Annotated in this window: 10 protein-coding genes; 8 read left to right on the forward strand and 2 right to left on the reverse strand. The window is 36.0% G+C overall.

The window, feature by feature from the left end; translation table 11 throughout:
- Positions 1 to 78 precede the first annotated feature (78 nt).
- The gene (locus MTZ49_RS08815) at positions 79 to 783 is read left to right on the forward strand and encodes a thioesterase II family protein (RefSeq protein WP_264745185.1); all 705 of its coding nucleotides are present in this window, start codon (positions 79 to 81) and stop codon (positions 781 to 783) included.
- 86 nt (positions 784 to 869) lie between these two features.
- Here the strand turns inward: MTZ49_RS08815 and cydC are convergent, their stop codons facing one another.
- Both cydC and cydD read right to left on the reverse strand, forming a co-directional pair.
- Positions 870 to 2,594 (reverse strand): heme ABC transporter ATP-binding protein/permease CydC, encoded by a 1,725-nt coding sequence (cydC, locus tag MTZ49_RS08820; RefSeq protein ID WP_264745186.1) that lies wholly within the window; start codon positions 2,592 to 2,594, stop codon positions 870 to 872.
- Between the two features lie 3 nt (positions 2,595 to 2,597).
- Positions 2,598 to 4,364, reverse strand: a complete 1,767-nt coding sequence (gene cydD / locus MTZ49_RS08825; RefSeq protein WP_264745187.1) for a heme ABC transporter permease/ATP-binding protein CydD — start codon at positions 4,362 to 4,364, stop codon at positions 2,598 to 2,600.
- Between the two features lie 257 nt (positions 4,365 to 4,621).
- Here cydD and MTZ49_RS08830 point away from each other — a divergent pair, with 257 nt between their 5' ends.
- From MTZ49_RS08830 to MTZ49_RS08860, 7 genes are all read left to right on the forward strand, one after another.
- A complete protein-coding gene (locus tag MTZ49_RS08830) occupies positions 4,622 to 6,085 on the forward strand; it encodes a DNA-3-methyladenine glycosylase 2 family protein (protein WP_264745188.1) in 1,464 nt (487 codons plus the stop codon).
- A 28-nt stretch (positions 6,086 to 6,113) separates the two neighbouring features.
- The gene (locus MTZ49_RS08835) at positions 6,114 to 6,653 is read left to right on the forward strand and encodes a methylated-DNA--[protein]-cysteine S-methyltransferase (protein WP_264745189.1); all 540 of its coding nucleotides are present in this window, start codon (positions 6,114 to 6,116) and stop codon (positions 6,651 to 6,653) included.
- Between the two features lie 744 nt (positions 6,654 to 7,397).
- Positions 7,398 to 10,136 (forward strand): type VI secretion system tip protein TssI/VgrG, encoded by a 2,739-nt coding sequence (gene tssI / locus MTZ49_RS08840; RefSeq protein WP_264745190.1) that lies wholly within the window; start codon positions 7,398 to 7,400, stop codon positions 10,134 to 10,136.
- A gap of 17 nt (positions 10,137 to 10,153) precedes the next feature.
- The gene (locus MTZ49_RS08845; protein ID WP_264745191.1) at positions 10,154 to 10,435 is read left to right on the forward strand and encodes a hypothetical protein; all 282 of its coding nucleotides are present in this window, start codon (positions 10,154 to 10,156) and stop codon (positions 10,433 to 10,435) included.
- A 10-nt stretch (positions 10,436 to 10,445) separates the two neighbouring features.
- A complete protein-coding gene (locus MTZ49_RS08850; protein ID WP_264745192.1) occupies positions 10,446 to 11,033 on the forward strand; it encodes a hypothetical protein in 588 nt (195 codons plus the stop codon).
- Between the two features lie 29 nt (positions 11,034 to 11,062).
- The gene (locus MTZ49_RS08855; protein WP_264745193.1) at positions 11,063 to 11,500 is read left to right on the forward strand and encodes a DUF1795 domain-containing protein; all 438 of its coding nucleotides are present in this window, start codon (positions 11,063 to 11,065) and stop codon (positions 11,498 to 11,500) included.
- Positions 11,501 to 11,516: 16 nt separating this feature from the next.
- Positions 11,517 to 16,226 carry an RHS repeat-associated core domain-containing protein gene (locus MTZ49_RS08860; RefSeq protein ID WP_264745194.1) on the forward strand — a complete coding sequence of 1,570 codons (4,710 nt, stop codon included), beginning with the start codon at positions 11,517 to 11,519 and terminating at the stop codon, positions 16,224 to 16,226.

Here is a 16,226-nt window from a genome sequence, read left to right on the forward strand (position 1 = left end):
CAGTGCAGATTATTTAAACTATATGGAAAAAGGATAACTACTAACAGTAACTGTTTAGTAGTCAATGAGGAAAATAGCATGAATAACAAGAAGCCATTACTTATTTTATTCCCTTTTGCAGGAGGTAATTCATTATCTTATAGAGAGATGTTAGAACCATTGCAAACAGTTTATGAAGTAGTAACACCTGAATTACCTGGCAGGGAAGCTTTATCAAATACACCATTAATAGATGATATAAATACATTAGTAGATTATCTTTTTATGAAGGTGATTAAACCTTTAGAGTTAGATAGACAATATATATTTTATGGTCATAGTATGGGAGCATTATTAGCTTATCTTCTGGCTAATAAGATTAAACAAGAGAATCTGCCACATCCTACACATCTTATTGTTTCAGGACGAAATGCGCCTTGTTTTAGAAGAAGTAAGTTCATTCATCATTTGCCTTCCACAGAGTTTTGGGATTCTTTAAAAAACATGGGAGGAATTCCTGATGAGTTTTTAGAGTATCAAGAATTAAAAGATTATTTTGAGCCGATTATTAAAAATGATTTTAAGTTAGTAGAAAATTATAACTACACAATAGCTCAATATAGTTTAGACGTACCTATGACAGTTATCTATGGTGATCAGGAGGATATGACTAAAGAGTCTGTTTACGCGTGGCAACAGGAAAATAAACAACCTATTAATTTTATTGAAATGCAAGGTAATCACTTTTTTATTTTTGATCATATGCCAGTATTAACTAATTATTTAACTTCAATTGTTAAATAAGGTTTAAACGGTAAATTAAACATCTTTTAATTTGTAAATTACAAACCATTGAATAAATGCAATCAATGGTTTTATGGTATAGGTAACTATTGAGCAGCACTGTTAACAAACTGCCAGTAGCGACCTTTTTGTTCTAGCAGTGCGTGATGATTACCTTGTTCGATAATGTTGCCAGCATCCATCACCACAATCATATCCATTTCGTTTAAGTTGGTTAAACGGTGTGTCACCATAATTAAGGTTTTATGTTGAGCATGTTGTTTTAAGATGCGTAATATTTGCTGTTCTGTTTCAGTGTCTAAGCCATTGGTTGGTTCATCTAATAAGATAAGTGGAGCTTGATGGAGTAAGGCTCTAGCAATACCTATACGGGTTTGCTCACCCCCTGAAAGTTGCCTACCACCTTCACCTAACCATTGGTTAAGGCCATCATTTTCAAGTAGCTTACTAAGCCCAACCTGATTTAAAACCTCTATCAGTTGTTGCTCTGTAGTATCTGCATTAGCAATTAAAAGGTTGTGTCGTAATGTGGCGCTAAAAATATGCACGCGTTGTGTCACCACTGAGATCATTTGTCTTAAGGTTTGTTCATCGTAGTCAGCCAGTGCTATTTGGTTAAGGGTAATCTGCCCTTGTTGAGGATCCCAAGCGCGGGTTAGTAGCTGTAGTAATGTTGATTTACCACAGCCTGTTTTACCTAATAGCGCAATATGCTGGCCTGTTTGCAGTTGTAGATTGATATTGGTTAATACATTTTGTGGTTGGTCAGGGTAGCTAAAAGAGACTTTGTTTAGTTGTAGACTGGCTTGAGGTAGATAATCTGCTTTTGCTTGGGTAAAGGTAACATCGGCTTGTTGCGATAGTAATTCATTGACTCGTTTAGCAGATGAGGTAACTTGGCTTAAATGTAAGAAAGCAGTTGCAACAGGCGCAAGGGTTTCAAAAGCTGCTAGTGAAGCAAAGGTAAATAGGGCAATCAGAGGGTTTAAGGTATGGTTAGCTCCAACACCATTAGCCGCTAACCAGAGTATAAGAACAGTAGTTAGGCCAGCAGCTAGAATAATAAAGGATTGGGATAAGCCCGTTAATGAAGCTTGTTTTTTCTGAGTGTTTAACCACTTTATTTCAGTATTATTTAGTTGTGAACGAAAACGTGCTAGTGCATTAAAAATAGCGAGTTCAGCTTGCCCCTGTAACCAAGCAGTAAGCTCTGTTCGATATTGGCCTTTTAATTGGGTTAGGCTAATGCCAATAGGATTGCCTGCATAATAAAAGATAAGAGGGGTGATTAACACTAATACAGTGAGTATAAGGCCTAAGGTTAAAGCTAGATTAGCATCAATAAATAATAAACCAGTAGTGATGATAAAAATCACCATAATGGCGCTGACTATTGGTGAGATGAGGCGTAGATAAAGATGGTCTAGGGTATCGATATCAGCCACTAAGCGATTTAATAATTCGGCTTGTTTAAAACGAGAGATAGCACTAGGGGTTAGTGGTAGTAATTTTCTAAAGGTAAAAACACGTAGCTTAGCTAAAATTCTAAAAGTGGTATCGTGGCTAACTAAGCGCTCACCATAACGAAAAACGGTACGCAGAACCGCAGAACCACGGACACCTGCTGAAGGTAGTAAATAGTTGAAGGTAACGCCCATAATGCCTGCTAAAGCGGTTGAAGCTAAGAACCAACCCGATATGCTTAATAAGCAAATACTGGCAAGTAAGGTGAGAATAGCCAGCAAAATACCTAATGCGATTTTTCGCCAATATTGACGATAAAGTTTTAAGAAAGGATATAAATCACGCATTGTTTAAATCTCCTCTCTTTGGCTAGCTAATAATTGAGCAAAGGCACCCTCAACACTACAGAGTTCTTGATAGTTACCTGTTTGTATAATCATACCCTTATCCATCACCCAGATAGTGTCATAGTTAGCTGTATCTTTTAACTGGTGGGTAATCATAAGCGTTGCTTGATGTTGAGCGGCTTCTGTTAATGATTGCATCACTAACATTTCACTATTAGCATCTAAACTAGCGGTGGGTTCATCTAATAACAATAGCTGACAAGGCATTAATAAGGCTCTAGCAACAGCAAGGCGTTGTGCCTGTCCTACGGAAAGTTGAGTGGCATATTCACCCACTGAGGTTTCTATACCATTAGGCAGACGCTCTAAAAATTCATCAATATAAGCTTTTTTAATGGCGGTAGTTAATTGCTGTTCAGAAGCGTTTGGGTTAGAAAGTAAGATATTTTGTTTAATCGTTGTTTCGGGTAAATAGGGGTTTTGTCCCACCCAACTGAGTTGTTTGCGCCAGTTCTCAATATCAAGCTGATTAAGCTCAACACCATTAACAGTTAACGAACCTTGGTAGGGTAGAAATCCTAGTAATAGATTAAATAGCGAACTTTTACCTGCACCACTATGCCCAACGATAGCAATTTTTTGTTTACTGTTGATGGTAAAAGATAAAGGGCCTGCTAATTGCTGACCCTGTGGCGATAGAATAAATAACTCATTAGCGGTAATGATAATCTCATCTGGATTATCAATTAATTTATCGCCCACTAAGGGATTATTATTTTCATGTGCTAAAAAGGTTACTAATGATTCAGCTGCACCTATTGCCTGTGCTTTGGCATGGTAGAAAGTACCTAAATCTCGTAATGGCTGAAAAAATTCGGGGGCTAGTATTAAGGCAAAAAAACCAGCAAATAAGGTAACCCCTAAACCATAGTGTCCAAAATTAAGATCACCCAAATAGGAGAAACCAAAATACACAGCCACTATGGCGATTGATACTGAGGCAAAAAATTCTAATACTGCTGAAGAGAGAAAGGCTTGTTTTAATACAGTCATGGTTCGTTGTCTGAAATCTTCTGAAGATTCTTCGAGCTGTTTGATTTCATTATTACCTTGAAAGAACAAACGCAGTGTATTAAGCCCTTTTAAACGATCAAGAAAAGTACCACTTAATCTAGCCAATACCGCAAAATTACGTTGGTTTGCTTCTGCTGCACCCATACCTACTAATGCCATAAATAAAGGGATTAGCGGGGCTGTAAATGTAAGAATAAGGCCAGCCGCCCAGTTAGTAGGATAAACAGCAATTAATATAAAAATAGGGATAATGGCAGCTAACGCTACCTGTGGTAAATAACGGGAGTAAAAATCTTGCATTTCCTCGATTTGTTCAAGGATCATGCTTGCCCAACTACCAGCAGGTTTATTCTGAATCCAGACAGGGCCTAATGCCTCCAACTTATCTAACACTGTTTTACGAATAGTTTTACGAACTGCTGCACCACATAAAAAGCCTACTTTCTCTCTTGCCCACGCTAGAACTGTTCGTATTACAGTAGTAGCAATCAGCCCCAAAAAGTAAAGGGAGAGTGATTCTTTATTAACCTGTTCTACAATAAGGCTATGTAGAATAGTAGCCAACAGCCAAGCCTGAAAAATAATAACAAGGCCATTAATCGTACCAAGCAGCATTGATAGCCGTAGCCAGTTCTTTGCTATGCCATTTTGTTGTTTTAGCCAGCGAATAAGCTGTTGTTGCTTTGTTTTATTCATAAGTAATAGGATTGGTACTTTAAATAGGTGGCTTTAAAAATGAGCGAACGCTTATTATATCAGTACTGTAGCAAAAGTGAGCTTATTATTCATTACATTACACTAATGTAATGTCTATGAGTAATTAAACCTGTCTTGGTTTATTAGCTTATATTTAAATAATAGCTAATACTCTTACAATATGATGTCCGAAAATAGCCAGAATTTTTTTAAATATATGACATAATTAGGTCAAGTTTAAATAAAGGGCAGTAGCCATGCTGATTACTGATAAAACTGGTTTATATACAGCATTTAAAGCGAAAGATGCACGTTTTGATGGACGTTTTTTTGTAGCTATATCGTCCACTGGAATATACTGCCGTCCAGTCTGTAGAGCAAAGCAACCGAAAATTGAAAATTGTACTTTTTATGCAACCGCAGCGGAAGCCGAGCAGGCGGGGTATCGGCCGTGCCTTTTATGTCGACCAGAGCTTGCACCAGGTATGTCAATCACTGATGCTACTGTTACCTTGGCTCATCGAGCTGCAAGAATGTTGGAGGAGAATTGTGGAAGTGGCCAACGATTAGATGAGCTTGCTATACGTCTTGGCTGCACAGATCGGCATTTACGACGAGTATTTATGGCCGAATATAATGTGTCACCAGTACAATATCTTCAAACATGTCGATTACTCTCTGCCAAAAATCTTCTTACTGATACCAATTTATCTGTACTAAATGTTGCAATGGTAGCAGGCTTTGGTAGCTTACGAAGATTTAATGACCTTTTTAAAAAACACTATAACCTTGCACCTACGGTTTTACGCAAACGAATTTCAGAAAGAAAAAAGCATGACAGCAATATAACGTTGGCTTTAGGCTATCGTCCTCCTTATCAGTGGCAACAGATATTAAACTTTCTAGCGCAACGTGCAATTAAAGGTGTAGAGATAGTAAAGGATGGGCAATATCTGCGTACTGTCCATTTAGTCAATGCAGATCAACAACATATCTATGGTTGGGTACGGGTAGGGCATAAGCCAAAACAAGATGTTTTGACTGTTACCATAAGCGAGACCCTATTACCAGTATTATCACAAGTATTAGCAAGAGTGCGTCATTTATTTGATTTGTATTGTGATCCCTATGCAGTATATGAAACCCTCGCACCAATGAATAATATTCGAGCTGGGCTTTGTGTTTTGGGAATTCGTTTACCTGGTTGTTTTAATGCGTTTGAAATGGCAGTACGAGCAGTATTAGGACAACAAATTACGGTAAAAGCATCAAGTACATTAGCAGCTAGGTTGGTTGAGCATTATGGTACACCCTTGCAAACAGGAGTAGAGGGGTTGACTCATGTTTTTCCATCACCTGAAAATATACTTGCTCTGGATGGCCTTATTGAAAATCACTTTGGGCCATTAGGTATTATTGCAAGCCGTGTAAGGACTATTTTTGAATTAGCACAGGCATTAGTATACGGAAAAATTGATTTTGGCTTTTGTGCGCAACCAGAAGTAGAAATAAAAAAACTAATGGCAATTCGTGGTATTGGTAGTTGGACAGCGCAGTATATTGCTATGCGTACAATGGCATGGACTGATGCTTTTCTGGAAACAGATGTGGGTGTAAAAAAAGCACTTGAACCCTATACATCAAAGCAACTTCTTTCTATGGCAGAAGCATGGCGACCTTGGCGCAGTTACGCAACAATAAATCTTTGGAACTCTCTGTAAATTGCAAATAATGAGAGGAGGGCTAAAAATGTATTACTCAACAACTTATTTATCACCTGTCGGTTTACTTACTTTAGCATGTGATGGCGAAAGTCTGCTTGGTTTGTGGATAGCAGGGCAAAAGTATCATGGTGATACTATACTTGAGGCCATGGTAGAAAAGGATAACATACCTGTTTTTAAGGCAACCAAAAATTGGTTAGAAAAATATTTTGCTGGCAAGCAACCTGCCATTTCTGAATTACCATTAGCACCTATTGGTGGAGAGTTTCGCCAACAAATATGGAATATTTTGACTGAAATACCCTACGGTAAAGTTATTACCTATGGTGATATTGCCAAAAAAATGGCTGTGAAAATGAATAAACAAAGTATGTCTAGTCAGGCAGTTGGTGGTGCAGTTGGGCATAATCCTATTTCTATTATAATCCCTTGCCACCGAGTAGTGGGAGCAAATGGTAGCTTAACAGGCTATGCTGGAGGGATTGCTACAAAAATAAAATTATTGGAATTAGAAGGCGCTGATATGTCTTCTTTATTTATACCAAAAAAAGGTACTGCATTGTAAAAAGGTATTTTAATACTACTAAACAAACAGTATTTAATACAAACTATTAACTGCTATTAAGATAGTAACTAAATAGAGGGTTTTTTAGTTACCTACATTAGTTTTGTGAAGATTAATAATTAATGACATGAATGGCTTATCAACCTAATGATTAACCTGTGTATAAGAATGGTATTTTGATGCTGTGATTTTTTTAGGTTTATTAAGTGCGTAACTCATTGTGATGCTGATATGTTATATATCTAATAGACATCGGATAGATTGAAGCAAGCTTACAGTTATCAAATTAATCCTTGCAAAATTTAGGGTAACTATAGATCCTATACGTCTCTGTATCTTTGATGTATATCTATTAGCTAACTAACCTTTTTAAGAGATTGAATATAATTGAAGTTAGAGTTATAAAATTTCTCATAAATAAGGAATTAGATAAATAGTTTTTAGTTAATTAGTTTTAATCTTTTCTGATTACTTATTTTATTATCTTGTTTATCCAGTTTAAGTTATAAGTAAACAGTTTTTATTTTAAATATTATAAATGTTTATTTTGAGACTTTTATCACAAATCACTTTAACTTTTTTTTAGCTAGTTAAACTTATAAAACTCATTAAAAATTAATAGGATAGTGGCTCTTAATGTCATAGTATTCTTTTCCTCATATTAGACTTAGGTCTAATACGTGTTTTTAAGACTAAGGTACTATCATTCGAGAGTAATTTAAGGATAATTTTAAAGGTATGTTTATGTTTAATCTTGCTAATGAAACCCACTTCAATCTGTCAGTTGCTGGTTTAGAAAATACAGGGTTACAAATCTTAAGTTTTGAAGGAAAGGAATCAATTAGCCAACCCTATACCTTTGAAATCAATCTGGTTAATAAACATATTCGTTATGATATTACCCAGTTATTAAGTAAGCCAGCCTATCTTGCTTTTACGCCTGATGGAAAAAACGGTGTACATGGCGTTATTATGTCTGTTAGACGCGGTGCTGTAGGTAATGATTATGCAGAATATAGCGTTATTTTAGCACCACGTTTTGCACATCTTGAAAAACGAACAAATCAACGGATTTTTCAGCATAAAACAGTTCCTCAAATTATTACACAAGTTCTTAGTGAATATGGAATTATGGAAGGTTCACAACATGAATTTCATTTAAAAGAAACCTATCCAAAACGAGATTATTGTGTACAGTATGATGAAACAGATGCCTATTTTATCCAACGCCTTTGTGAAGAAGAGGGAATTCATTATCACTTTAAACATACAGCAGATAATCATTTAATGGTATTTGGTGATAGTAATCCTATTTTTCCTTCACTAGCTCAGGCTGTTCGTTATGCATCAGGTACTGGTTTTGTTGCAGACGATTCTGTAATTAAAGCCTTTGATGTTAATCTTACCAGTAAAACTAAACGTACTACATGGCGGGATTACAACTTTACGAATACCAAAATACCTGAAGGTCAAGCAGAGGGAACGCAAAGTGCCAAGGCAAATGGTGCCATTGAACCTGATATAGAGTTTTATGATTATCCTGGACGTTTTATGGATAATGCACGAGGTAAACAACTGGCTCAGATAGCGGTAGAACGTTTAAGAACAACTCATGTATTAGCTGAAGGTTATAGTGATGTACCTACCCTACATACAGGTTATTATTTATCTATAGATGAACATCCAAGCATTGATGCAAAAGACCCTTGGTTACTTAATACGATTATCCATCAAGGAAAACAACCACAAGTCGTTGAAGCATTAGGTGGGGAAAATAATGCTAGGCTCAAAAACAAATTTTCATCAAATAATGATTTAGCATTTCCTGAGGGGGAGTTTCACCAAGGTTATCGTAATACCTTTACAGCAACACCTAAAGACGTTATTTGGCGACCTGCATTACAACATCCAAGAACCAGAATTTATGGAAGTCAAACAGCAAAAGTGGTTGGTCCTGCTGGTGAGGAAATCTATTGTAATGAGTATGGTAGTGTTAAAGTCCAGTTTTTTTGGGATCGTGAAGGGCAGTTTGATGAAAACTCTAGCTGTTGGGTACGAGTAGGTAGTAATTGGGCACATAAAGGTTATGGGACATTTACTATCCCAAGAATAGGTATGGAAGCAGTGATTACCTTTTTAGAAGGTGACCCTGATCAGCCAATGATAACAGGTTGTGTTAATAATGGTATTAATACCCAAGCTGAGGGTATGCCTGATAATAAAACCAAAACAGGTTTTAAAACTAATAGTTCGCCTGGTGGTGGCGGTTCAAATGAGCTCACTTTTGAGGATAAAAAGGGTGAGGAGCAAATTTATATTCATGCTCAAAAAGACCAAAATATTGTAGTAGAAAATAATGAAACTCTTAAAGTTGGGGTGAATCGTTCAAAAAATATAGGTAACGATGAAAACGTTACTATTGGTAATAATCGTACTCGTGTTGTTCGTAAAACTGATGAACTTAAAGTAGGTGCTAATAAAAAAGATAAAGTTACTACCACCTATGAAATGGAGGCGGGTGAAATGCTTCGTTTAGTGTGTGGTGAAACAGCTATTGATTTACATGCTGACGGTTCACTTAACATCAGTTGTAAGACTTTTAATATCTTTGGTGAAACAGCAGGACAAATTAATACTAATACAGGACTGCTAGATCTTAACATTGGATCAAAAGGCTCACGTAAAGGTGTTGCAACTGTACCAGGAACTGCTTCTGGTACAATTAATCAGGAAGTTGAAAGTTATTTTGGTGGTGGCGGTGGTAGTCAGGAAGGTAGTTCTGTAGAACAAGATAAACAAGATGCCGTTACCCATCAAAATCAATTAAATGAGAGTGGTGTAAGCTCATTGAATATTACATCAGAGAAAAATAAGAATAACGCAGTTAATGGCGTAACTCCCCCAGTACAAGGCATATTACCAGAAACAATGCCTACAACTGTAACCAATACTCCCAAAGAAGTTAATTTATCTAGCATGCAAGGAACTTTTGATCAACTCTGGGGAAATAGTTTTCCTAATGGCAAAAGTCAGGAGTTTGGTGGTACGTTTGTTAAAGATACTACTACAGGGAAATACTCTATCATAAACACAGCTGGAGGAACGAGTGGCTCTTTTACACCAGATTTTAATATTCCGAAAGGAAAGGAAATGGTAGGTGTTTTCCATACTCATCCTTATGATATATCCGAAGGGGGATTTACGGATATCTCTTTTAGTGGAGGAGATATAGCAACCACTATTTCCAATAAACAATATATTGATATGGTACAAAGTGGCGATAAACAATTCCTTATGATGACAACAACAGCTACTAAAGAGAATATTTCTGCAACGGCTCATGATACACGTGTTTTTGAGTTAGTTAATCAAGGAAAATCTCTAGCAGAAGCCTCTAGTATTGCAGCAAAAGAAACAGCTACAGCAAATAATATGGCTTACTATGAAGGTAAGAACGGTATATTAAAAAGGATATATCCTTAAATAATGGAGTTTATAAGATGAATTGTCAAGAAATTAAGCAAGCAGAGCAACTACTCATGAAGGGGCAAAAATGCATTAAGGTTAATGAGTTTGAGGATGCTTTAAATCTATTTTCTAAAGGTATTCAAATAATAGGTGATAATTATATTTCAGATAATATAAAAGACAGTACAGCCTTTAAATTAATATTAGCTGAAACAGAAGAAAAAAAAGGAAATATAGAAACAGCGGCAAATTTAAAACACAATACTTTAGATACACGTATTGCATTAGCTAAACAAAAGTATGAGTGTGAATAGGAGTTCTCTTATGGATTATATTCCTGTGGATCACTATATATATCAGAATATACCAGTTAACTATATAACGTTTACTGCAATTAGTACTGTTGCAATGTGTGATGACCTTGTCGTTCTTAATAACATACTTCAACAAGGAAAAGAATCCCTTATTAACAACGAGTTTAAAAAAGCTATTCATTCATTTAATAAAGGCATTCAATTAATTGGTAACAAATATCTTTCTGGTGAGATAAAAGATGATTCAGAAATGAAAATGCTACTAGCTAATACTGAAGAGAAGAAAGGTAATTTGGAGCGTGCCGCTTATTTAAAACGTAATATTTTAGAAACGCGTATACAAATATTTATCAGTTTGAACCAATGTCATAAAGTAATTAATCAAATAGAAAACACTAGTTATGTTGGTGAAGCCTGGATGGAGGAGAATGGTGATATTTTGCTACAGCTTTTTATTGATGAAAATAATAGCATGAAAGGTCAAACACTTGTCCGTTATAAACCCTGTACGAAAGAGTTTAATGCTGTTTTACAGCATGTTGGGGAGTTAAAGCCAGGAAAAAAGAAAGGTGTATTGCCTTGGACTAAAGCTAAGTAATCATAAAACTAAAAGGGTAGAAATGATTCATGAAATACCATGCAGAAGATATACAAATAGATATTCCCTCTAATGATTATAGAGATATGACATTAAACATTCTTTCCTATAAAGCGTTAGAGATGACTATTGTTATTGGTCGAGGTTTATTGAATGGTAAAGATCTTGCAACAGATTTTAATCAACAAATGAAAAAACTTCAAAAAACAGTAGATGGTTTTAAAAATGACTCAATTGAATCAGTAAAAGTAGGCCTCAATCAAGATATAGAAGCTGTACAAACACGTAATCAGTTTTTACGTAATAAAGTACCTACCTATCAATTTCAATTATTACTACAAGTGCCTGATACTCAAAATACGATTGCAATTAATTATGTAAAGCAGAAACCACTAGATGATGCAGATAAAACCCAATGGGATGAGATTAAAGCCAGTATTGATCTTTCCCAATTTAAGGATAATTAACTAGTAAGGATATTTTATGTCAGATGAATGGGCAGCAAGGTTACAAGATCCGTTAATACACACCTCATGGCTTGGGGAGCTGGTTAGTTGGGCAACAGAGGCTCTTATTTATGGTGCAGCTGCTTTTGCAGTTACTTGTTTTATAGCTTGTCCAGCAGTGGCATTAGGTGTTGGTTTAATAGCTGGCGCAGTGATGGGAACAGCCGCTCAATCTACTGGAATAGGGAAAAAAATTACTGAAATTGCCGATTCAGTGGGAAATTGGGTATCTCCACCAGAGGAGATGGGGTTTATCTCTACAGCATCTAGAGATACTCGTACAAACTCTCGGTTTTCTGCACGTGCAGCGGGTAAGAAAGTAGCTGATATAGAAAAAGTTCCTGAAACTGGACCTAGCACTTGGGATGCATTGAAAAAAACCTTATGGGGAATGACTCCAATGGGTATTGTTGAAGGCTTTATTGATAGAGGAAAAGCAATTGCTGACTCCCCTGTTGTGACAAAGGCCGATCTGGGGACTGAGCCTGCTGATGAAGATTGTGTGTTTTGTGAGCGCCATACTAATGATTCTTTTTCATACATGATTAATAGTGTGTTTGACTTTTTTACAGGCAATGATTTTGCAGAAGAGTTCTCTAAAACGTCTCAATATATTGCTCAAGGTTCAGAAGAAGTTAATATCAATGGCCAACCTGCTGGCCGTAGTAACATGAAAACCACTTGTGAAGGTGATATTAATGAGAACTATCAGGCAGATAAAGTGTCCCCCGATGTGCGTATAGGTGGAGAAACTATTACAGTTAGAGATATTACTAGTGGTAAAAATAAGTGGGTGCAAGCGGCCACGATGATCTTTGATGCCATTATGATTGTGCGAGGTATCGCAAAAATTAAAGGAGGTTGTGGTAAGGGTAACCCAGTAATGGTTAATAGTGGTACAAAACTACAATGGAATGAAAGTAATGATTTAGATTTTCAATTACCTAGTTTATTACCTATTGTGTGGCAACGTAATTATAGTAGCGCTAGTGATAGAAATAATACTTTATTGGGTATGGGATGGAGTTTATTTTATGAATGTGAAATTAGAAGAATTCCTCATCCAGAAGAGGGAGAGCTATGGCTTTATTATGATGATATAGGAAGACAATTAGAGTTAGGTAACTTAAAAGAAGGAAGCTATCTTTATGTACCAGAAGAAAAATTATGCATAACTCAAATTACGCCAAGTCTTACAGTCATTGAAGATGTTGGCTCTGGCATACTTAGTGTTTTTGATAAAGACCCATCTAATCCTAATCGTTCAAGACTATTACGCTTGAGCGATCGTAATGGTAACCATCTTGATCTTAGTTATGATGAGGATGGTCGTATTGATCGTATTAGTGATAATGAACAACATATTGTTATCCAGCTTAACTATCACCCCCAATATCTGAAGCGTTTACAATCAGTAGAGCGTCTTTATTTAAATAATGAAAATAAAGCTACCATTGAAAAATCAGAACTATTAGTTAGCTATGAATTTACAGAGTACGGTGATTTAAAAACTGTTAAAAACCAAGAAAATACTGTATTACGTCAGTTTACTTATAATGCTGATCGTAAAATGGCAAGTCATACTCAGCCAGCAGGAAATACCTGTTATTATGAGTGGGCAGTTTATGATGTGCCTAATGAACGTATACCAAAAACCTTAAAAGCGCCTCAACCCCAACAAGAATGGCGAGTTATTCATCACTGGACTGATACAGGTGAAGACTATTACTTTAATTATGATTTAACTAAAGGTGAAACTAAAGTTACAGATAGTTTAGGTCGCACTGAACTCTATTATTGGGATGAGTACCATAATGTTTATGAGCAACTAGATGCTTTGGGTAATAAATGGCTAGATGAATGGAAAGATGGACTATTAACAAAGAGTATTGATCCATTAGGAAATGCATGGCAATTTCAATACAATGAATATGGCCATGAGATAGAAGCAACAGATCCTTTAGGACGTACTAGATATACTTACTATAACAATTATAAAGGTTTACCAAGCCGAGTCATAGATTTTAATAGCAATGCGTGGTATTACTACTATGATGGTGTAGGTAACCTTATAAAAGTTATTGATCCATTACAACAAGTCACATCCTATGAATATGATACCAGAGGACTAATTACTCATATTACTGATGCAACAGGTAAAGAAAAGATACTGCGCTGGACAGCTTCAGGACAATTAATACAGTATCGTGATTGTTCAGGTTATCATACTTATTATAAATATGACCAACGGGGTTTTCTTGAGCAAGTTATTAATGAATTAAATCAAGCCACTACCTATCAATATGACCTAACAGGCTTTTTAACACAGATTACTTTAGCTGATGAGCGTGTAATACGTTATCAACGCAACCAAATTGGTCTTATAACAGGGTATATTGACCCGGTTCAAAATATCACTCAATATAAATATAATATAGCAGGTCGAATCACCCAACGTATTGATGCGCAGGGGCGATCAGTAGGGTATCATTATGATGATTATGGTCGTTTAACTGCGTTAACCAATGAGAATAAAGAAAGTTATCGTTTTGAATGGGATGCGCTAGATCGCCTGACTGTGCAACATGAACTTGATGGTGGTGCAAGATGTTATCATTATAATAATTTGGATCAAGTTATTGGTATTGACTATATCGGAGCACCTATTGAAAATGATCCACGAAAACGCCTAGCTGCTAATGATGATACCGAATCTACCCATATTGATACAAAGGATTATCAAACTATTATTAGTCATCGTTTTGAGCGCGATGCCATAGGGCGTTTAATAAAAAAAATAACGGATGATGGAATAACAGAATATAGTTACGATAAAAATGATAATTTAATATCTATAGTTTTTACTGATAGCCAAGGTAAAAAACAAACATTAGCTTATACTTATGATGAGCTTGGTCAGCTACAAAGTGAAATTAATAATTTTGGTAACTTAAAATATAGTTATGATGAACTAGGCAACCTTGAACAATTTACACTACCTGATGGACGTAATCTAAACCACCTTTATTATGGTAGCGGTTATTTACATCAAATTAATTTAGACGGTTTAATCATTGCTGACTTTGAACGTGATAGACTGCATCAAGAAATCCTAAGAACTCAAGGACAACTTGATACCCATACTAAATATGATAAAACAGGACGCTTAATTAGGCGACAAATTAGCCAGCCTCAACAAAAACAGCAAAATATATTACCTTTATTAGAAAAAGCATACCAATATGATGGAGCTGATAACCTAATAGCAGAACATTTTACCCAATACCAACGCAATCCACAGCAAGGTAAAGCACTCGCTGATCGCTTAGGGCAAAAGCTACCTTTAGAGCCTCATGGTTTACAAGATATTAAACCTCAACAAAAAGATAATCCGCCAATTATGGGTAGACTATTTGCCCAAAATGCAGCTAACACCACAGGAACACAACGCAGTGAAGCGCATCTAAATATTAGCCAAAATAGTTACCAAGTAACACGTTATTATAACTATGATAGTACAGGGCGTGTTTTACAAAGCTATCAAAATACTCCACAAGGGCAAGCGGTTAACTATGAAATATTACAATATGATGCTGCTGCTAACTTACTCAATGGTGATACCAGTCAAGGTTATGTAAAACACAACCGTATTCAAGTATATCAAGATAAACGTTACTACTATGACCGCTTTGGTCGGTTAGCAGAAAAGCGTATAGGTGGGCATACTATTCAGCATTTTAAATACGATGCCGAACACCGTATTACCGAAATTAAACATACTCAACACCAGAATACAAAATATATACGTTTCAAATATGATCCTATCGGGCGGCGTATAGAAAAAGCCACTTATCTACCCGCTAATTTAGAAACACCTGTAGCTAAAACAGAATTCTACTGGCAAGGTATGCGCTTGCTAGGCGAAAAACAAAATGGCTTAACTAGCTACTATATCTATGATAATGGTTACAACCTACTGGCTAGAGTAGATGGAGAAAAAGGTAAAGAAAAAATAAGTTATTTCCATAATAACTTGTCAGGTCTGCCTGAACAACTTACAGATAATAAAGGCAATACCACTTGGCAAGCAGAATATGAAATTTGGGGCAATACAACAAATGAATGGAAAAATAGTCATAATAACTTTGAGCAAAACTTAAGATATCAAGGCCAGTATCTAGATAGAGAAACGGGATTACATTACAATACCTTTAGGTATTATGACCCTGATATAGGACGATTTACTCAGCCAGACCCTATTGGGTTATTAGGTGGGCACAATCTTTATCAATATGCACCTAATCCTATAGCTTGGATCGATCCTTGGGGGTGGGATTGTATAAAAAATAAAGTTGATGGGACAGCAAGAGAGAAAAGAGCACAAAAAATATTTGAACAACGCTATGGAAAAGATAACGTTCTATCTGAGAGGTACTTAAGAGATTCTAATGGAAAAATAGTTAGAGATCCTATTACAGGTGAAGGTCGAAGAGTTGATTTTGTGATCAAAAATGCTGATGGAAAAACAGGAGTAGCAAAGGAAATAACTAGTAAAACTGCGGATAAAATTGCACAGCTGGCTAAAGAGGATAGAATTCGTCAAGCAGGTGGGGTTTATGTAAGAGATCCTAAAACACGGGAATTAATAAAAGTTGATGATGTTTCAACTGTATATAGGGCTAAGTAA

The organism is Entomomonas sp. E2T0, from assembly GCF_025985425.1.
Taxonomy (GTDB): domain Bacteria; phylum Pseudomonadota; class Gammaproteobacteria; order Pseudomonadales; family Pseudomonadaceae; genus Entomomonas.